Origin of the sequence: Neoehrlichia mikurensis (assembly GCF_019186785.1) — a bacterium.
In the GTDB taxonomy this organism is placed as follows: domain Bacteria; phylum Pseudomonadota; class Alphaproteobacteria; order Rickettsiales; family Anaplasmataceae; genus Neoehrlichia; species Neoehrlichia mikurensis.
This window is the reverse complement of record NZ_CP066557.1, coordinates 503,194-522,617: the sequence shown is the minus strand read 5'-3', so window position 1 is coordinate 522,617 and position 19,424 is coordinate 503,194. Positions and strand designations below refer to the sequence as shown.

The 19,424-nt window shown below is 26.4% G+C and carries 17 protein-coding genes and 1 tRNA gene; 4 read left to right on the top strand and 14 right to left on the bottom strand.

From position 1 onward, the window contains the following. Positions 1 to 96: 96 nt before the first annotated feature. A complete protein-coding gene (locus HL033_RS02060) occupies positions 97 to 567 on the top strand; it encodes a hypothetical protein (protein ID WP_218194426.1) in 471 nt (156 codons plus the stop codon). A gap of 45 nt (positions 568 to 612) precedes the next feature. Next, entirely contained in the window at positions 613 to 1,599 is a 987-nt protein-coding gene (gene ilvC / locus HL033_RS02055) for a ketol-acid reductoisomerase (RefSeq protein ID WP_218194425.1), read from the top strand. Positions 1,600 to 1,661: 62 nt separating this feature from the next. Here the strand turns inward: ilvC and HL033_RS02050 are convergent, their stop codons facing one another. The 7 genes from HL033_RS02050 to HL033_RS02020 all read right to left on the bottom strand — a co-directional run bounded on the left by HL033_RS02050 (position 1,662) and on the right by HL033_RS02020 (position 8,954). Then, positions 1,662 to 3,683 (bottom strand): type IV secretory system conjugative DNA transfer family protein, encoded by a 2,022-nt coding sequence (locus HL033_RS02050; RefSeq protein WP_218194489.1) that lies wholly within the window; start codon positions 3,681 to 3,683, stop codon positions 1,662 to 1,664. Positions 3,684 to 3,726: 43 nt separating this feature from the next. Continuing rightward, positions 3,727 to 4,719 carry a P-type DNA transfer ATPase VirB11 gene (gene virB11, locus HL033_RS02045; RefSeq protein ID WP_218194424.1) on the bottom strand — a complete coding sequence of 331 codons (993 nt, stop codon included), beginning with the start codon at positions 4,717 to 4,719 and terminating at the stop codon, positions 3,727 to 3,729. Positions 4,720 to 4,743: 24 nt separating this feature from the next. Further along, positions 4,744 to 6,000, bottom strand: coding sequence for a TrbI/VirB10 family protein (locus HL033_RS02040; protein ID WP_218194423.1), 1,257 nt, complete (start codon positions 5,998 to 6,000; stop codon positions 4,744 to 4,746). A 17-nt stretch (positions 6,001 to 6,017) separates the two neighbouring features. Beyond that, positions 6,018 to 6,833, bottom strand: coding sequence for a P-type conjugative transfer protein VirB9 (gene virB9, locus HL033_RS02035; protein ID WP_218194422.1), 816 nt, complete (start codon positions 6,831 to 6,833; stop codon positions 6,018 to 6,020). Between the two features lie 57 nt (positions 6,834 to 6,890). Then, positions 6,891 to 7,580, bottom strand: a complete 690-nt coding sequence (locus HL033_RS02030; RefSeq protein ID WP_218194421.1) for a VirB8 family type IV secretion system protein — start codon at positions 7,578 to 7,580, stop codon at positions 6,891 to 6,893. Between the two features lie 152 nt (positions 7,581 to 7,732). Next, positions 7,733 to 8,839: a GTP cyclohydrolase II gene (locus tag HL033_RS02025; RefSeq protein ID WP_218194420.1), complete on the bottom strand. Its 1,107-nt coding sequence runs from the start codon at positions 8,837 to 8,839 to the stop codon at positions 7,733 to 7,735. Between the two features lie 25 nt (positions 8,840 to 8,864). After that, positions 8,865 to 8,954: transfer RNA gene (locus HL033_RS02020), tRNA-Leu, on the bottom strand. A gap of 195 nt (positions 8,955 to 9,149) precedes the next feature. Here HL033_RS02020 and HL033_RS02015 point away from each other — a divergent pair. Continuing rightward, entirely contained in the window at positions 9,150 to 9,626 is a 477-nt protein-coding gene (locus tag HL033_RS02015) for an SH3 domain-containing protein (RefSeq protein ID WP_218194419.1), read from the top strand. On the opposite strand, the gene HL033_RS02010 is transcribed toward HL033_RS02015, so the two are convergent. The 5 genes from HL033_RS02010 to HL033_RS01990 form a co-directional block, all read right to left on the bottom strand. Further along, the gene (locus HL033_RS02010) at positions 9,600 to 10,661 is read right to left on the bottom strand and encodes a methyltransferase (protein ID WP_218194418.1); all 1,062 of its coding nucleotides are present in this window, start codon (positions 10,659 to 10,661) and stop codon (positions 9,600 to 9,602) included. The genes HL033_RS02015 and HL033_RS02010 overlap by 27 nt on opposite strands. 80 nt (positions 10,662 to 10,741) lie before the next feature. Beyond that, positions 10,742 to 11,224 carry a hypothetical protein gene (locus HL033_RS02005; protein WP_218194417.1) on the bottom strand — a complete coding sequence of 161 codons (483 nt, stop codon included), beginning with the start codon at positions 11,222 to 11,224 and terminating at the stop codon, positions 10,742 to 10,744. A 59-nt stretch (positions 11,225 to 11,283) separates the two neighbouring features. Next, complete coding sequence (dapF, locus tag HL033_RS02000; protein WP_218194416.1) at positions 11,284 to 12,090, bottom strand: diaminopimelate epimerase; 807 nt, start codon at positions 12,088 to 12,090, stop codon at positions 11,284 to 11,286. 327 nt (positions 12,091 to 12,417) lie between these two features. Next, positions 12,418 to 12,963 (bottom strand): hypothetical protein, encoded by a 546-nt coding sequence (locus tag HL033_RS01995; protein ID WP_218194415.1) that lies wholly within the window; start codon positions 12,961 to 12,963, stop codon positions 12,418 to 12,420. A 483-nt stretch (positions 12,964 to 13,446) separates the two neighbouring features. Continuing rightward, a complete protein-coding gene (locus tag HL033_RS01990; protein WP_218194414.1) occupies positions 13,447 to 13,872 on the bottom strand; it encodes a hypothetical protein in 426 nt (141 codons plus the stop codon). 606 nt (positions 13,873 to 14,478) lie between these two features. On the opposite strand from HL033_RS01990, the gene HL033_RS01985 reads away from it, so the two are divergent. Beyond that, the gene (locus HL033_RS01985; RefSeq protein ID WP_218194413.1) at positions 14,479 to 15,654 is read left to right on the top strand and encodes a phosphoglycerate kinase; all 1,176 of its coding nucleotides are present in this window, start codon (positions 14,479 to 14,481) and stop codon (positions 15,652 to 15,654) included. Positions 15,655 to 17,023: 1,369 nt separating this feature from the next. Here HL033_RS01985 and xseA read toward each other — a convergent pair. Both xseA and HL033_RS01975 read right to left on the bottom strand, forming a co-directional pair. Then, positions 17,024 to 18,193, bottom strand: coding sequence for an exodeoxyribonuclease VII large subunit (xseA, locus tag HL033_RS01980; protein ID WP_218194412.1), 1,170 nt, complete (start codon positions 18,191 to 18,193; stop codon positions 17,024 to 17,026). Next, complete coding sequence (locus HL033_RS01975; protein ID WP_218194411.1) at positions 18,193 to 18,819, bottom strand: zinc-ribbon domain-containing protein; 627 nt, start codon at positions 18,817 to 18,819, stop codon at positions 18,193 to 18,195. Before HL033_RS01975 ends, xseA begins: the two co-directional genes overlap by 1 nt. Between the last annotated feature and the right edge of the window lie 605 nt (positions 18,820 to 19,424).

The following is a 19,424-nucleotide window of genomic DNA, read 5'->3' as shown; positions in this document are numbered from 1 at the left end:
TTTTTTATGCAACGTTAAAATAATACTATACTTTTTATAAATTTGATGTACTGATTGAATGCAATTTTAATTGCTACACACACAAAGGAGATTAATATGAATTATTTAGAAAAAATTAATAAAATTCAGGATTTGGATGATTTTTTTAAATTATTTTCTCAAAAAGATGATAAAAAAACTGAACTACCTGTAGCTGATGAAAAGGTTATTGCACAAGATATTGATACTGTTGAATTTGTAGTGGATAAAGAAATTATTGGACAAGATACTTCTGATGTCCAAGATGTAATGTCTGATATACATGAAGAAGATATTGAACTTGGATTGGAATTGATATTTAATAAAAATAATAACAAGAATATTGAAGATTTTGATGCCACATATGTTGCCTGTAATTTAAAAATAGTGCACCACTATTATAATAGTGATATAATTAGTGATTCTTTTGATAATGTTACTGTAAAAATAGGAGATTACGGTTACGTAGTTCTTAATGTTCCTTCTTACAATAATTTTGAGTGTTTAGCCGACAATTGTGGTAGTCACCATGGACACTATTATCTGTAGTAGGAATATATTATAGTGTTATTTTCTTTTTAATGTGAAAAACTTATGAACATTTATTCTTATAAAGATTCAAGTTATTTAAAAGAATTCAACATTACAATATTAGGATATGGTTCTCAAGGCAGAGCGCACGCTCTTAATTTACGTGATAGTGGCGTCGGTAAGATCAATATTATTTTATATGATGGATCTGATAGTATTGATTTAGCAAGAAAAGATGGATTCCCTGTTAGTACAAAGAGTACTGTAATATCTGATAGTGATATTATAGTACTCCTTGCGCCTGATGAATTGCATTATGAAATATATGAAAACAGTGTGAAGCCTTTTTTAAAACCTAAGCAAACATTAATAGTAGCACATGGATTCAGCATTTACTATAAACATATAAAAATAGTACCTTACATTAATGTATGTATGGTTTCTCCTAAAGCAATAGGATCTGCTGTAAGAAGTCAATATTTGAATAAAAAAGGTGTAGTATGTTTTGTTGATATAGAACAGGATTATACTAAAACGACAGAATTGATAATGAATTCTTATGCGTCGGCTGTTACTTTGGGTAATATAATTATGCGAACAACACTAAAAGAAGAAGTAGAAGTGAATCTTTTTAGTGAGCAAGTTGTTTTATGTGGAGGTATACCATTTTTAGTGAATGCTGCATTTGAAGTATTAGTTAATGCTGGATTGTCACCTGAACTTGCATATTTTGGATGTCTGCATGAAGTTAAATTAATAACAGATTTAATGTATGAAAAAGGTATTTATGGTGTTTTTAATGAAATTTCAAATACTGCAGAATATGGAGCTAACTTAGTTGGAAATAAGATTATTAATGAAAGTGTAAAGCAAGAAATGAAGAAGGCTTTAGCACAAATACAGGATAAATCTTTTGTATGCAAATTTCTTCAAGAACATAGCATGCATTTTTATAATTTGAATGAAAACAGAAAAAAAATAAAAGATAACTTAATTGATCAAGTTGGTAATAACCTTAGAAAATTGATGAAGGATAAAGGAATGTTATAATTATGTGTTATATTTTAGTATTATTAATAAAGCTCTTTTCATTATTATATTAACATTCTTCTTTATTTTTCTTTATTAGTATCCAAATTATCCTTTACGGTATCTTCACTGTTATTATTTTCGTCATCATTATAAAAATAATCATCAATATCTTCATTATTAATATCCTCACTAATATCCTCATCATCACTAATATCCTCATCATCATTTATATCATCAAAGAAATTATCATCTTCGTAATTATCGTTATTTAATTCATCATACAAAGATACATCTTGATCAAAAGATTTGGTTTGGTCTGATTGTTCTGACATGTCAATAGCTGGTATTTGATCACTTTCATCTATTGGTATATTATTGTTAGGATTATAAGGCTCTTGTGTTGGAACGAATGTGCTTTTAAACAACTTTTTTGTGAATGTTTTATCTTCGTAATATTTTATTTTATGGGATTTTATAGGATAAGTAGATTCTATTAGTAAAATTTGCTCGTCTTTAGGTAACATTATTACTTCTTGAGGTAATAAAAGTGCTCTTTGTGTTTCTGATATATGAAGAGAACGTGATGCGGGATTAAGATCTAAAAATTTAGGTTTGTTTAGTGACTCTTGATTAACGGTTTTATTACCAATAAGTTGTGAAATGAGATTGGCTGTTTCAATATTGTTAGCTGCAAAAGTAATTCTATAAGTTGAATTTGATAAGAATGAATTCATTCCTGCTTCTTCGTATATTCCTTTTAACTGTTCAGTATCTTGTATTATTAAAAATAGTCTTACTCTATATCCGCGAAAGTATGCAATACCTGTTTGAAACTGCTCCATTTTTCCAAGAGTTGGAAATTCATCCATTAAGAATAATACACCGTAAGGCTCATCGTCAGATGGAAGAGATCTACATAAAAATTCTGTAGCTTGTTGATAAAACACTTGCATTAGTGGACGAAGACGTGTTAAATTGTCAGGTGTTAATCCTACATAAACTGTAATTTTTTTCTTCTTGAATTCTTGAATATTAAAATCACTTGAAGCCGTTGCTGTATCTATTAAAGGGTTTGCCCATAATTCTAGAGATGAGTTCATAGTTGATACAACACCAGAACGTTCTTTATCTGCCTTTTGTAAAAAAGCAGCAATATTCATATATGCAACTGGATGAATTTTTTTTCCTATGGTATCTAATACAACTGCAAGATTATATACTACGTCATCGCTACGCATAGTGCGAACTACTTCACCGAATGACTTGACTTTTTCTGGAACTGCAAGTAAGTATAGAACTACTCCCACGAATAAACTACGAGCTTCATTATACCAAAAATCCTGTTCAGGCATTATTAAATTTGCTATTTTTTGCACATCGTCGACCATTTGTCCAGGTTTTGAACTAATCCAGTCTAATGGATTATAACAATGACTTATACCATCAGGTTGTGCTGGATTCCATACATAAACTTCTTGTCCTTTTTTCTTTCGCCAACCACTTGTTAGATCATAGTTTTCAAGTTTTATGTCATGTACAATTACAGAATCCTCCCAAAATAATAAATTTGGGATAACGAAACCAACACCTTTTCCAGATCCGGTAGGTGCAAATAATAATGCATGCTGATAGCCATCTGCAACAAGATAGCCTTTTTTATCTTTGCCTAGTAATATTCCTTTTTTACTACGTAATCCAATTTTACGTATATCTTTCTCTGTAGCCCATCTAGAATCTCCATGTAAGGATTCTTTCTTTTTAAAAGGTCTCCAATCAAATAATACTGTTCTTAAATTCCAAAATATAATTCCTAGTGTGCATAATGGGGCTAAGAGCGATGTAAGAAGTTTAAAAACTAGAGATGTATTGTATAAAGATGGATGATTCCACCAATGTTGTACATAGTTAAAAATAGTAGGCCATAATCTACTTGGAAAATGATTAATACTAGGATTTATAGCTTTAAAGTCAACACTATTAATTCCCCATACACTTATTATAAATAATATACCTGATATATAAAAACAAAATTCTAAAAGAGAAAATAATCCAACAATGAGAAATAAAACATTACGTATATGATTTACACTTTTACTATCCATCATAAGTATATAACTTGGTTCATTTGAAAAGAATTATTATATCTTAAACACTTTTGTGTAAAGATTTAGTGAATAATATTTCTGAAACATGCCTTATTCCATCAGATGTCCTTTTTAACTGTATAATAATATCAATAATATTTAAAATATAATCAGCAATTTGCTCAGGTGGAATACCGAATCCTGCTTGCATTACCATGAGTTTTAATTGTTCGAGTGCCATTTTTGGTGTGTCAGCATGTAATGTTGAAATAGAACCGGGATGCCCAGTATTAATTGCTCGTAAAAAGCTAAAGGCTTCAGCTCCTCTTAATTCTCCTACAATTATCCTATCAGGACGTAATCTTAAACATGCTTCAATTAAATCTTGAGTTGTAACTTTTGATCTTCCTTGCCCACCTTTTGAGGCAATTAAATGTACTTTATTTGGATGGTCTGATAATACTATTTCTCTAGAATCTTCTACTGTTATTATTCTTTCCATATTAGGAATGGATCGTAGTGCTGCATTGGTAAAGGTTGTTTTTCCAGTTGATGTACCACCGCTTATTATAATATTCTTTTTATGAAGAATAGCAGTTTTTAAAAATTCTTTGATTTTTTTTTCTTGTAAAAGATTAGTTAGCTGATAATTAATACTGTCAATAGTACTTTCAGTAATAGTATGATCAAAAGTTCCCATTTTTTCATATTCATCTAATGAGAACTGTATAACAGAAGGCTTTCTTATAGACATAATAACAGTTGTTGATTCACATGCTGGTGGAAAAACAATCTGTATACGATATCCATTTGGCAATGTTGCTGATAATAAAGGTAGTTCTTCACTTATCTTTTGTTCAGTTGCTTGTGCAACTAATCTTCCAAGTGCTTTTAAATGTGATAAGGTAAGTATAGGTATTTTTTCACAACGTATATGACCTTTTTTTTCGATCCATACTTCACATTCTTTATTGATAGAAATTTCATTAACTCCATCCTCTTTGAAGATTTTTTGTAGTGGTTCAAGATATGTATCTAATGCCGCATAATTCATTGTTTTGCTTTTTGAGTTATTAACTTACTTTACAACATTTGTACCAATTATGGCTTCTTTAGGAAATATAAGGTCCTGATTAATAAATACTTTAAGGAGAGTACCTTGATCTACATATATTGTTGGTTTTACATCAGAATATTTTTTTAATATAGACTTTATAGATTCGGAAACCTCTTCTATTGCCTGAGAAAAGATTTTTACTGGTAAGGTAGTAGATGTTGATTCTGTAGGAAGTAAAGTTCCAGGTGTTTTAGGTGTGGTAGTGATAATACTTTGACTTATTGATGGTATTTTTGATGTTATAATGGCTGTACCAAAAGAAACACCTGATAGTAATAATGTAGAAGTTACAATGTTGCTTATTTTATGATCTACAAACCCTGATACTCCTTGTCTTCCTAATTCATCTGTTCCAGGCGAGTCTATTTTAATGTCTATACCATGTGGAAGTATTACCCTAGACCATATAATACTTACTCTTGTATTACCTTGAGATTCGTCAAAAGAATAGCTCCCTATTAATCTAGATCCTTTTGGAATTAAAATTATATTGTTAGCTTCTGAATATACATCTCTTGTAATAATAGCTCTTAAAGTACCTGCCAAATCAGAATTTATTGCAGTTTCTAATACTGCATCAATAATTTTTCCTTGTAATATTGTATAATTTAAATTAGCAATACGTGTTGCTACTGCTTTTGGAGCGGATGTGAAATTTAAAATATCATTATTGTTATTTTGTTTTTTATTTTCTTTTTTTGTCTCTTGATCACTACCAGAAGTTATTAACATTGGAGTAGTTCTTCTTTCTTTATCATAACCTGCGAAGGCTGATATAGGATTTTCAATAGAAGGTCTGTGCATTGATGATGGAAATGGTATATCAGGTTGTTTTTTAATTTCTGGTTGTGGAACCTTTATAGTTTCAATAGTTGGAGGAGTATTAATAGGTTTTTCAATTGATGGAATTGTTGGTAAGCTAGGGGTAATTAATGGTGGCAAACTTGGCAATTTTTGTGGTACATCAATTTTATTAGCTGTTTCTTGAGTTGGCAACTGAGCGTCTTTAAGTAATTTTTCAATTTCTTGTTCTGCGACTTGTTTTGATGTATTAACATCATGCTCATTATCTGTTTTATGGATAAAAAAGTAATATGCTAGTCCAGCTGCTAGTAATACAACTGAAAGTATAATAATTTTTTTACCTTTATTCATTCCTACAACGCTTACACTATCAACAATTTCTGTATCAGTGTTGTTTTTAATTTCATCTATCATACATGATCCATATTTACTTATAGTGTCTTATTGATAATTTGAAGAGCATCTTTACTATCTTTAAGGTGTAATGTTTTATGTACACCTTTTATTATTATGTAGTTATGTAAAAGTAGCATTTTACAAGGAATTTCTTGTCCGTATTTGTTGACTGTAAATATTTTTGGAATAGTTTTATTGTTGTTAGTAAATTTGAAATAAGTTAGCAACCCGTCATCAAATAATTCGTATGGCACTATTGCTTTATTAAGTTTTGATAAGGACTTGTTATAAATATAATTGTAACGAGTGTTGTTGGGGATAATGCTTATTAAATTTATATTATTACTACTTTTTGTATAAGATATAGGTGATGCTTTTACATTATGTAAGTCAAATTCATCTTCAGTTTTAGGATAATAAAAACGTACTATATATGCTAAATCTCTTAGTTCAGAATAATCAGTATTTAAGCTGGCATTTAATGTTCTAGTGTTTGTAGATCTACATATTAAGTCAAAAGCATAGCTTCTTCCTTTATTAGTTTCAATTAGCATATTAGTTTTACCATTTTTTTCAAGTGGCATAATAAAAAGCTTATTATCTACAGGTTTTACTTTCCAACTTGTAGAGTTACCCATTGCTATAACTTTCGCAGTTTCTCCCTTAGAAAACTCAATATATGAATGATATCCATAATTAAAAACTATAGTAAAAATTTCATTTTGACTATAAACAAAAGTTTTAATTCTACTATCTATTGATATAGGCTTATTGTAAGCAAAAGCTTGTGTTTGATTGACTATTATTGTAATCAATATTAATAGCATTAAGCAAATTTTGTAAAAATTCATTGTCTTTCCTATTATAAATAACTTAAATGTAAAGTTTGAAGTGGCTTTACTTCTTTATTATAAAAACTCATCATCTGCTCTATAATAAGTAATTTGAAATCCTAAAGGGTTGATTTGTCTTTGTTGTTCATTCATTTCAAGAGATGTATATTGAAATGAGAGTGTTGCGATTCTATCTTTCTTAATTACAGAGCCATTTTGTACATTGAATTCTAATGTAAATCTTATTTGTACATTTCCAGGATTAAGATGTTGTAATGACCTGATTTTGATATGTCCTGAAGCAACATTTGCATATAAATTAACAGGACTTGAAGGATTACTTAGTCTTATCCAATTTCGAAATTCATTGTATGTATCTTGTGTAGAAAATAATCTTACCTTTGTGTAATAGTTGTATTGAAAATTATTAGGATCAAAAAGTTCTCTAGCTCTAATGTATTCTATTATAAAATAGTTATTTAAAACTTCATCAGCTGAATATTGTTTTACAGATATAGGATTAACTAATGTTGTAATACCAGATTTTTTTTCTATTTCTACTACGAAAGGCTCAATTGTTCTATTTTTACTAATGGTTAATATAATAAAAGTACTTACACCTATTCCAATAACTGAAAACATAACAAGTAATAAAAGAATGTTTCTTTGTACAATTATGGAACTATAACGGTCATGATACCAATTTTGGGAATCTATGTTATTTGGTAATTTGTCTTTAGTTGTTTTATTTTTGAAGTTAAACATGCTTCTGAACCATAATAGATATAACTTATACTTTTTTAGTATGCACGTAAATTACATAGCTTAACTATGTTGAATTTGGCCTAAAACACTTAATCAGCCTACGATGTATTTGTTTATATTATGTTAATTTTAAGTGCAAAATTAGAATTAACTTAACTAACATGTCCTAACCTATTTATTTTTGTATTAATATAATTAATGTTATACTTATTAGTATTTGCAATAATAGGCAATATTTTTGAAATATGAAAACCATGTTTTTTAATTTCTGAGGCCTTGCGTGGATTATTAGTCATAAGTTGCAATTTTGATATTCCTAGCTTTTCTAATATTGCTACTGCAGGAATAAATATTCTTTCATCATCTTCAAATCCAAGAAACCTATTGGCATCTACAGTGTCAAAATAATTTTCTGTTTGTAATTGATAAGTCCTGATTTTATTTACTAACCCTATGCCTCTTCCATCTTGTGCTAAATATAATATAATTCCTCCTTGATTATCTTGCATTAATTTCATAGCTGTATGCAACTGATTTCTACAATCACATGATAAGCTACCTAGTAGATCTCCAGTATAGCATGATGAATGTATTCTTACTAAAGGATTATTAAAATCAGGTTCTCCTATAATAATTGCATAGTGCTCAAGTTCACCAATATTTGATCTATAGATAATTATTTTGGATTTACAGCAATCTTGTAAAACCAAAGAAGAGCTACAGACTTCTTTTATACTATAATTATTTCTTTTTTGATTAAGTATATTTTTATGTACATATAGCATACCATTATTATTACACCAATTGACCATGTTGTCATAACTTTTAAAATTTATATCAATTACTAATGCTGATGGTAAAAGCTTTGCTGATTTTATTAAAGAAATGGCACACTTGTCTAATATGTTAGTACTAGGATTAATTTTATTTTTATCAGGTAACGTTATGATTGATCCATTATGCCCTGTGAGCAAAGAATATATTTCATCAATAGTATAGTGATTAGCTGGAATTCTTGACAATGTATATGAATTCGAACTAAAGATATAGTTTAATCTATTTGTAGTAAGTAATAAATAAACATTATTTGAAAATGATGTTAATTTTTTTAATAACTTTACATTGATTAACTCACTGGAAACAACTAATAAATAACTAGTATCATAATATAACAATACAGGAGTACCACGACGTATTTCTGCGATGGACCTTTCAATTAAATTTTTCTTAACACTAAAATTACTGAATATATTTTGCATGTAATACTCATAATTATTAAGCTATTGGTGCGGCTGAGAAGATTCGAACTTCCAAGGTTTTTTTGCAACCACAGCGACCTCAACGCTGCGTGTCTACCACTTCCACCACAACCGCAAGACTAAAATGCAATCCTAATAATGATAAAAAATTTTATAAAATTGTCAATGCTAGGTATTAATAAATATATAATAATATTTAAAAATATTTTTAATTTTTTTATAAAATATAAAAAAATACTTTATGCATTTATTAATGATAGTATTGAATAAGTTATTATTAATTGTTTTATATATATATTGATGCAATTATATGAAAATTGAGTTCGTAAAATTATTGCTAATATTTGTTTTAAGTATTACTGTTTTTGTTAGTAGATCTATTGCTAGTAAAGTAAAATTTCCATATTTTTCTTCTCTTGGTTTTAATAAAGTTGATGTGAGAAGTGGTCCAGGGATGGAATATCCAATTAAGTGGATTTATGTTAAAAAAAATTTACCTGTGAAAGTAATAGGTACATTTAATATATGGAAGAAAATACGTGATGTTGAAGGAGGAGAAGGATGGGTAAGAAGTAATGTTTTAAAAGATCAAGAAGTTGTTATTATTACAAGTGATACTTTTGGTTATAAAAGTCCTAATATTCAGGATAGATATATTATGAAAATTGATAAATTTATAGTATTAAATGTCATAAAGTGTGATAATGATTGGTGTTATGTTAAAGCAGAAAAGCATAAATCATGGGTGCAAAAAAAATTCTTATGGGGTAAGGCTAGCAGTAAATAATAATCCATCTATTTGATTACCGTATATCTTACAATTACTACTATAAGTAATTTGCATATTTGATTTAAGTATTATGCTTTTTATATAATCTAATGAATGACAAAAAAAATCTCCTTCTGGAACAAAGCTAAAATCTTTTTCATTAACTTCCCTTACTAAAGCTATTACTATGCCTTGTGGATTTAATGCCGTGCTTACAAGTTTAAATATTACACTTAAATCTCCTGTATAATGTAATACCTCTGTTAATATTATCACATCATATAGGTGGTTTTTATTGTTATTTTTTAAAAAGTCATACATATTAATATGTATTAATTCATTATATGCTTGTCTACCATTTACAAAACATCCTCTTGCTATATTTATCATGTGACTTGATATGTCAATTCCTGTAATATGATTACCTATGTCTTTCATTTTTAAAAACTGACCACATATTCCTGTACCACAACCTAAATCTAAAATTTTTACATTGCAAGATAGGGGACCAAAAAAGTTTACTATTAAAGATCTTACATATTCATGTGCTCTGTATTGCTTTGTAATTACCCAATGTTCTACAAAATATTCACTTGTATAATTAAAGTACTGTTGAATAATGATGTAAGGTATGTAGGTAATTTTATGTGGAGCTTTAATCTTATTTAGATAATAAATTGCTTCATCATAATTTTTATCTAATTCTATAGCTTTTAAAAGATTTTTTTTTGCCTTATCAAAGTTTCTTAATACAAAATAACACCTTCCAATATTATAATACGATATTGGTAAGTGCGGCTTAACAATACTTATCAACCAAAAACGAGTTTTTGCGTCTGAAATATTTCCCTTATAAAAGTGATACAACCCCAGATCAATATTAGTTTCTAACAAATGCCTGGATTTATTTTTTATAGATATAAATTCTTTTTTAAAATGTATAAATTTGTTTTTTAAAAACTGTGGCATTTCACTTATTTTAGGTAAAGAACTAGTAATTTTTGATATCAAGGATAGTAAACTGCTTTTTGTAAAAAAAAGATTACTTTTCATAAATCGCTCATTAAACTAATGAAAATTAGGATTATATACATACTATGTAGAATTATAAATATCTCTTATTAAATACATATTTACTTACAAAATTTTACATGATAATGGAAAGAATTTACTATCTTAAGGGATTCTAATAGCTTTGTATAGATATCTTCATTTGTTGTATGTTGTAGTTTTGTTGTAGAATTCTTGTTTGTCATATTATGAAAATGGTATGTATATTTATTTAACAACAAAGATATGATTTTTGATTGAAGTGATTCGAATAGCATAAAGTGATTAAGTCTTTTTTCGTTAGTTATTGACATAAACAATAGCATTAACTTAACATTGCAATATATCAAAATCAGCATATAAATGATGCAGGAAAACACTACATTAAGGCACCCTATTAATATATTTCTAACATAATTAGAATCTTCATAAGCTGTAATATTACTCTCTTGAGGAAAACTACTTTTGATTTTTTTTACAACAACTAAAAAGGATGTAATTAAAAAGATACAAGCTAAAACTTTGCATATAACATCTTTTGCTGTAGCCTTCATATAATATACCATAAATACTAACACATACCTAAATCAAGATATCAGAAATTTTGTTTTTTTCAATTTATAACTTATCTATAAGTTCCACAAAACACATAATTTACTGTACCGCTTATTAATATACTGTTGTTTTCTTTCCAATATATTAATAAGTCTCCACCTTGCAATGTAACTAAAACAGTATTTTTAGTATATTTGCGTCTTATGGCAGCTACTACTGCTGCACATGCTCCACTGCCGCAAGAAGAAGTTTCTCCTACACCTCGTTCCCAAACTCTTAATTTTATGTGATCTTGCGATATGATTTCTACAATTCCAATATTTGCTTTATTGGGAAGTAAAGGATGATTTTCTAGTTTTACTCCTAATCTATCTAGCGGTACGCTATTTACGGACTGCACGAAGAATACTATGTGAGGATTCCCTATATTAACTCCAACGGGATGTTCTAGCATTTCGATTGCAATAGGTAAATTTAAAGTATCACAAGGTTGAGATATAGGTATATCTTTCCAATGAAATTTAGGAGTACCCATGTTTATTTGTATTAGATCATTACTTATTTGTGAACCATAAATTATACGCTCTGTTGTTTCTATAGATACGGATTTAGCTTTTTTTTCCTGCATTAGCAAGTAAGCAACGCATCTTGCTCCATTTCCACACATTTCTACTTTACTACCGTCTGAATTATATATATGCATGAAACAATCCGCATTTGACGATTTATCAATAACAATGACTTGATCGCAGCCAATTCCAGTTTTTCTATGTGCTATTTTTGCATATTCAATATTATTAATATTATTTATGCTTGCTCGATTGTCTATGATGACAAAATCATTAGAAGTGCCATGCATTTTAATAAAATTAAACATTTTTTACTTCAATTTTATTTAAATATATATATAAAATACTTCAATGTACAAAATATTATGATGCTATGTTAATGGTTGATTATTTATAATTATAAAATAGTAAATAAAAAATTAATAGTATGTCTTTTTATTTTATTGAAGCTATTAGTGTATTATAGCTGAATGTGTGTAATTATTGTATTTTAGCTTTGCTAACATAGAGAAATATCAAAACATAACAGAATATCAATAAGAAATAATTAGTATAATTATGTTCAGTAAAATGTTAGTGTTTACTTGCAGATGCAATATTTGGATTGGTTTTTTTATATACTATATTATAATTGCTTATTTGCAAATTATAATGGCATCGTCTTTTGTTATACAACAAATTGTTATATTACTTATTTGTAAAGGAATAATTTCTGCTAAATTGTCTTGAAGTTCTTGATCTACATTGCAATCTTCTTCATTATTATATGGTATTTCTTCATGGTTCTCTTCTGAAAGTTCGCTATAAATAACTGATTGTATATTATTAAGTACGATATCATTGTTTTTTGTATTAATATCATTAATTTCCTGAAATATTATAGGATTTGAATGTATGCAAGATGTAGGTTCCTTTATTGTTTGAATTTTTAATGATGGAGTTGATGGATTAACGTGAGGCAAAGATTTGTGATTATTAAATAGTTTATGGCTGTAGTTGTTCATGATAGGTGTTATATTTATATCTGAAAGAAATGTTGTGTCACTTATAGAATGTTGCGGTATTGTGTGATATTCTACACATTTTGTCATTTTGTGATTATTTGCAGAACTGCTTGTAGTATTACTATAGATTGTCTTGTGAGAGGTTTTTTTATTACTTATGTCTAATAAGCTTAGCATTGTAGCTACTAATAGGATATATCCTATAATACAATGCTGAGCTAAGTCTACAATATTATGTAGAATCATGTTTAGTTATTTAAGATATTTTATAATAAAATTTATATCATCAATTAATTTATTAAATATTAACTGTGGCATATGATATGTTGATAAGATTAGTAAACGTAGTTGAAATATCTATTAAAGAAGATATAGTATAATATTATTATATTTTAATGATATTGGTAAACTAAATGTGAAATGTTTTTAATTAATTAAATTTTTTTATATGTTATTATTTAATATATTAAAAAACTTTTCATTGGTATTAATCTATAATTGTTTAATTTTAGGATAGTACATAATTGGATTATTGTACATATTGTGTTACTGAAAATCATGTGAACATTAATAACAGATTTATAAGGGTATTATTATAAATTATATTGTTATTAAAATATTGCATGTTTTTTTATATAAAACTTATTATTAAGATTGTTATTATATATTAATTGAACTATTAAGTAACTGTGTGGCCTTTTTATATTCTGTTATAAAGCTTTCTTCTATATCTTTAGGAAGTTTTATATTGAGTGAAGTTTTAAAAAATTTTGATAAATCTTGTAATCTTAATAAATTATCTTTCTTTTTACTAGTAAATTTGTGGAAAGTAATACCTTCTAATATTTCAATATCAAGTAGTTTATTCATTAGTATATTTTCTGTAGAGATACTTATTTTTATAATTATGTTGTATAAAGACTCTTGATTTATAAGTGTATGTATTTCTTTTTTGTTATATACTTTTATAACATAAAGGTAAGATATTTGTGAAAGACTATCCTGAGTATATTTTTTATTTTTTATAGTTTCCCATGTTATTTTTTTTTGGGATACGTTATTTACATTATATGATGTATTTGACATTACTACCTCAGAAAGTTGCTTGTTATAAAGTATTATATATTTTGATAGTTAAATAATATATAATAGGTGTTATTGATATTTTATATGTGTTTATTTGATAATGAAATTTTACTGGAATATATAGTTTTTTGTGCGAATTTTGTTAAAGGTTTAGTATTGGTTATTATAGATAACTTTCTTATTTGTAATGTTCTTATTGTAGAAAACATAATTCTTTAAAGATTGACAACAGGATTTATTTTATTATAAAAGTTGGATGTTATGCAGTACCATTGTAATGAATGTATATTATTGTGCGCTATTGCATTAATTTTAAAACTGTATAATTGATATGCTAAATTATATCTTGATCTATAGTTATTTAAATTAAGCTATTATATGAGCCTGAATTTAATAAATAACTGTGTTATACTTAACATATATTTATTGATTATGAAAATTAACTGGCTATTTAGTTTTATATTATTGCAGAGTTTTTTGATACTTTATTATTGATAATAAATATAGAAAAATGTTTTCTAGTATGCGGTATTGTGTGATATCTCATATAAAAATCTATAAGTATTTAAGAATGTTGTTATATTATTAGGTATTTATGACGGTTGTATGAATAAGAAAAATTTTTATATATGTAGCATACGTAAAATGCAAGATTTTAATTTTTATAAAAAGATTGTAATATTACGTGCAGACTTAAATGTTCCGGTTGTAAATGGATTAATACAAGATAGTACACGCATAGTAAGATTAATCCCAACAATAAATTACTTACTACAACATAATGCTAAAATTATAATAGCTTCACATTTTGGTCGTCCGAAAACTTATGATAAAAAATTCTCCTTAGGATTTTTAACAGATGTAATAAGTAACATGTGTCAACAAGAAGTACTTTTCATTAGTGAAAATATAGGAATGCAGGTTAGAAACATAGTATGTTCTTCAGAAAAGTCTATTTTTTTATTAGAAAATTTGCGATTTAATAAAGGAGAAGAGGAAAATGATGATGATTTTGCAAGGCAGTTATCTTTAATTGCAGATGTATATGTTAATGATGCATTTTCCTGCTTTCATCGTCAGCATGCTTCTATAAATGCAATTACTAAATTTTTACCATCATTTATAGGATTGAATTTTCAACAAGAAATACAATATCTTAGTAAAGTTGTGTCAGATTCTAGTAGACCAATTGCTGCTATAGTGGGAGGAGCTAAAATCTCAACTAAAGTATCTATGTTAAAAAATATAGCAAGTAAGATTGATTTTTTAATACTTGGGGGAGCTATAGCAAATAATTTTTTATTAATAAAGGAGATAAATATAGGTAAATCTTTATGTGAAACTATATCGTATGAAATATCTGAAGAAGTTATAAATATTGCGCAGCAAAATAACTGTAAAATTATTCTTCCAATAGATTGTATTACTGCAAAAAGTATTAATTCTGATGTATGTTTTTTAAAAGATATAGATAAAATAGAACATGATGATATGATTTTAGATATTGGTGGTAACACTTTATTGAAAATTAAGGCTATACTGGAAAAATGTAATGTTATTTTATGGAATGGACCTGTTGGTGCATTTGAATATGAAAAATTTTCTCGAGGGACATTTGACTTAACGCGTACTTTAGTCGATCTTAAAAAGAAAAAAGTTAATGTTATTGTTGGAGGAGGAGACAGTATTTCTGCAATTAAGGCAGCTGGTTTTTTAGAAAGGGATTTTACATATATTTCTACAGGAGGTGGAGCATTACTGCATTTTTTAAGTATAACTTAACTGTTTTATATATTTTACTTATAATTGAATCTATTATGAAATAACTTACTGCTAAATAATTTTATTTATATTATTGAGCAATATTTTAATTATGAAATAAAAGGTTAAATATGAAGATAATATTGTATTTAATCTATAAATTGAGTGTTGTATATAATGTGTAATAATAACAAAGCTATTATTGATACTTAGATAGAGGGATGTTAAAGTGCATAGTTATAATGATATTTTTTATTATGCTAGATTAAGATTGTATTATTTGCATGCATGTTAATATTTTTCATAAAACTTACTTACTTTAATAAAGATCTACATAAGTTTTTTATATGTGACACGATTAAAGATGATTAATATTTAAAGCATTTAATTTGCAGTAAGCGTAAGATACTGAAGAATTAATACCTTATATAAAAAGTAATATTTGTGTATCAAGGGTATTACATAAAAATTGCTATAATGGTATTGTTCTGTTTAATATATCTGTAAACAGGCTATATATTATTTAAGTGTTAAAATGTCAAGGTACTATTTGTAATTTATTACTATCATTCTAGATATAATTTATATTTACTAAATCTCTACACAAAATTGTTAAGATATAATAATTCATTTTTGAAATGTACTAAGTTATGAATGTATAGATTATTAATATGATAAACTTCTGTATTGATATTTAACAAATTCTACAAAGTAAGAAAAAAATTACTATTTTTGTAGGGTTATGTATTAATACATTGCTGTAATATTAATAATCAAAAAAATCCCAGTTAAAAAAATTCTACAAGTTTAAAAAAACTGCAATTAAATAACTAAGCAATGTTTTATATATTTGTCAGCATTGCTGTTATAAATGATTACATAATTGTGAAAAGCATTATTATTTCTAATTTTTAATATGTATTTTGTAATATAATTTACTATAGTGTGAGATAATTTAAAGTAAAGGATGTTAATTTTTTCTGAGAGTAATAATATGATGGCAGAAAAAAACTATATTACTAATATAACTTTTATATCATAACATTTAGTGAAGTTAATAATTAACGAATTTTTCTATTTTATTATTCATTATGGACTGGTATTATATTTGGTAATTTAGTATATGCAATAATTCATAATATTCATTTGTTAAGTTACATATTAAGATTAGTTTTATCCTAAATGCTAGAGCTACTTTATTGATAAGTAATATAATAGCATTTAAAGAAAATGAGCTATTGTAAATATAATTTAGTTATAGCATTAGTGAATTTTTTTGATGTATTTTAAAGTAAACGTCTTGTAAAAAAGAATTGCTTATAAAATTTAATATTATGACTGTTTAATAGTTATTTTAACTTGTAGTTGTATTGAAGGTGTGATACCTAGGCTAGGATTTAATTGTAGCTACGTGCTTACCATCTTTCCACTCAATGGTAATAGTATCATTTAAGGATACATCTTTAGATGTATCGACAATTTTATTATTTTTGTCATACACAATAGCATATCCTATATTTAATAGATGTTTTTTATTATAGTAATTTATTCTATAAAAAAAGCTATTAAGATTTTGTTGTTTTTGTAATAATAATATTTTAAATAATACATTTATTTTGTTGTGATGTTCATATAACTTATAACTTAATGATTTAAGTTTATACTTAGTAGCTAATAGCTTATCATGTAACTTTAGTAAATGGTATTTTTTATTATCTAGTAAGTGTTGTAATGTAGTTTTTATCTTATAGAACTTATTATTTATAATTTCTAAAAATTGCGATTTTTCAGGTAATGCAATTTCTACTGCTGCTGTTGGAGTAGGAGCACGAATATCTGCTACATAATCAATAAGTGTGAAATCTGTTTCATGTCCAATTGCAGAAATTATTGGAATTTGTGAATTAGCTACAGCTCTAATAAGTAACTCTTCATTAAAAGGCCATAAATCTTCAATGCTACCTCCTCCTCTTGCGATAATAATAACATTTGGGCGATTGGCTTGTAAAAGATGGAGTTGAGATATTGCATGTATTATTTGATAATGTGCTTCTACTCCTTGTACTGATACTGGATATATTACAATATGTGTAGGAAAGCGACTTTGTACACGATTAATTATATCTTGCAGTACAGAACCGGTTATAGATGTTATGATTCCTATTATTCTGGGAAGCATAGGTAATTTTTTTTTATTTTTTATATCAAACAATCCTTCTTTTTCTAGTTTTTTTTTAGTTCTTTCAAGTATTATTTGTAATTGACCTAACCCTGATAATGATGCATGTTCTACAATTAGTTGATATTTTGATTGATAGGTAGTTAAAAATCCTGTACAGCTAACCTCCATACCGTCTGTAATGTTAATATCTAATTTTGTGTTATTCCAACATATTGCATTAATTATAGCATTGTCATCTTTTAATGTAAAATAGGTATGACCTGACTTTGGTTGAGACTTATTACTGACTTCTCCTCTAACTTTAATTTTGTTAAAAGTTTCATGTACAAAATACTGAAAAACTTTTGTAATTTCAGTTACAGTAAATTCTGGTATCATTAATATAAATACACCTCAAACATATTGCCTATTTTAATTTGTAAGGTATCAATATTATTTGAAATACTGTATATATTCTTAGTAAAATTATATTTTGCATTACCGGGTATTATACCATATTTATTATCTCTAAGTTTTTTTGATAATATAACTTTTTTATCTTTACTGTAAAAAATAAAATAAATATCAGGTATAAACCTTTCTTTATTGGATTGATTCTCAATAACACCATCTATTTTTACATTTACGGTTTTATTGTCTATTTTAGAAATCTTTATATTAGAACTAGTAAGCTTGATATTAGATGTATCATAAGTTTCTGTCAAACGGTAAATTTTTCTTATATTATATGGTATATTACTTTGAAATGTAGTGGAAAAAAGGAATATTAAAGGTATTATTGTTATTATTAATTTGATGTTACTATATAATGTTTTTTTTAAATCAGTGTGGTTATTGTTAGGTTTTTTTTCTATATTGTTTAGTTGCGAATTATCATATATATTTTCAGGGATGTGTACCCAAATATTACCGCAGTGTGTGCACTTAACTTTTTTACCTTTTGCAGGAATTTTTGATTTATCAATTTTATATATTGCTTGACAATTTTCACATTCTATTTTCATTAACGAATATTCTTAAGAATTGCACAGTTAATTATATTATATTATTCATAATATTGCTATGATAAAATCAAGAACATAATACCGGTAAGTAAAATCTATATAGACATTTTTTAAATACACGTTAGATAAATAACTACTTAAATTTATTTAGAATTAGCTTAAACTTTTATATTCAATTGAAAAATTAACAATACATATATTATAATATATGTTTTTTCAAAAAAGTAATAACTATTTTATATTGTACTTCTATGTTAGAACTTATGGTATTCTTATATAATAAGTGTAAAATTTGAATGATGGATACCTTTACTTTTTTAAATGTACGATATCTTATAAGCAAGTATTAGATTCTTTATTAGCTATTGTGTATTAATCCAATAATACCTTGCTTATATAGGTATTTATTGTTTATAAAGCAATGACACTTAATAAAAAACGTATCTATGGAATCAATTATATTAATATTTGTAAATGTATTACATTGTTAAATTTTTATTTCTGTTATAAGTAAGATAAGATACATTTATCCTAATTCAGAATAATGAGCATTAACATAATTTTCAGAATCTGCTTATATTAAGTAACATTTAATTATAGTAAGT

Excerpts from the sequence above, each read along its gene's own strand:
- virB9 (WP_218194422.1), bottom strand. The coding sequence starts at position 6,833 with ATGAATTTTTACAAAATTTGCTTAATGCTATTAATATTGATTACAATA.
- HL033_RS01995 (WP_218194415.1), bottom strand. The coding sequence starts at position 12,963 with ATGCTAAGCTTATTAGACATAAGTAATAAAAAAACCTCTCACAAGACA.
- dapF (WP_218194416.1), bottom strand. The coding sequence starts at position 12,090 with ATGTTTAATTTTATTAAAATGCATGGCACTTCTAATGATTTTGTCATC.
- HL033_RS02025 (WP_218194420.1), bottom strand. The coding sequence starts at position 8,839 with ATGCAAAATATATTCAGTAATTTTAGTGTTAAGAAAAATTTAATTGAA.
- HL033_RS01990 (WP_218194414.1), bottom strand. The coding sequence starts at position 13,872 with ATGTCAAATACATCATATAATGTAAATAACGTATCCCAAAAAAAAATA.
- HL033_RS02015 (WP_218194419.1), top strand. The coding sequence starts at position 9,150 with ATGAAAATTGAGTTCGTAAAATTATTGCTAATATTTGTTTTAAGTATT.
- HL033_RS02010 (WP_218194418.1), bottom strand. The coding sequence starts at position 10,661 with ATGAAAAGTAATCTTTTTTTTACAAAAAGCAGTTTACTATCCTTGATA.
- ilvC (WP_218194425.1), top strand. The coding sequence starts at position 613 with ATGAACATTTATTCTTATAAAGATTCAAGTTATTTAAAAGAATTCAAC.
- xseA (WP_218194412.1), bottom strand. The coding sequence starts at position 18,193 with ATGATACCAGAATTTACTGTAACTGAAATTACAAAAGTTTTTCAGTAT.
- HL033_RS02040 (WP_218194423.1), bottom strand. The coding sequence starts at position 6,000 with ATGATAGATGAAATTAAAAACAACACTGATACAGAAATTGTTGATAGT.
- HL033_RS02060 (WP_218194426.1), top strand. The coding sequence starts at position 97 with ATGAATTATTTAGAAAAAATTAATAAAATTCAGGATTTGGATGATTTT.
- HL033_RS01985 (WP_218194413.1), top strand. The coding sequence starts at position 14,479 with ATGAATAAGAAAAATTTTTATATATGTAGCATACGTAAAATGCAAGAT.
- HL033_RS02050 (WP_218194489.1), bottom strand. The coding sequence starts at position 3,683 with ATGGATAGTAAAAGTGTAAATCATATACGTAATGTTTTATTTCTCATT.
- HL033_RS01975 (WP_218194411.1), bottom strand. The coding sequence starts at position 18,819 with ATGAAAATAGAATGTGAAAATTGTCAAGCAATATATAAAATTGATAAA.
- virB11 (WP_218194424.1), bottom strand. The coding sequence starts at position 4,719 with ATGAATTATGCGGCATTAGATACATATCTTGAACCACTACAAAAAATC.
- HL033_RS02005 (WP_218194417.1), bottom strand. The coding sequence starts at position 11,224 with ATGGTATATTATATGAAGGCTACAGCAAAAGATGTTATATGCAAAGTT.
- HL033_RS02030 (WP_218194421.1), bottom strand. The coding sequence starts at position 7,580 with ATGTTTAACTTCAAAAATAAAACAACTAAAGACAAATTACCAAATAAC.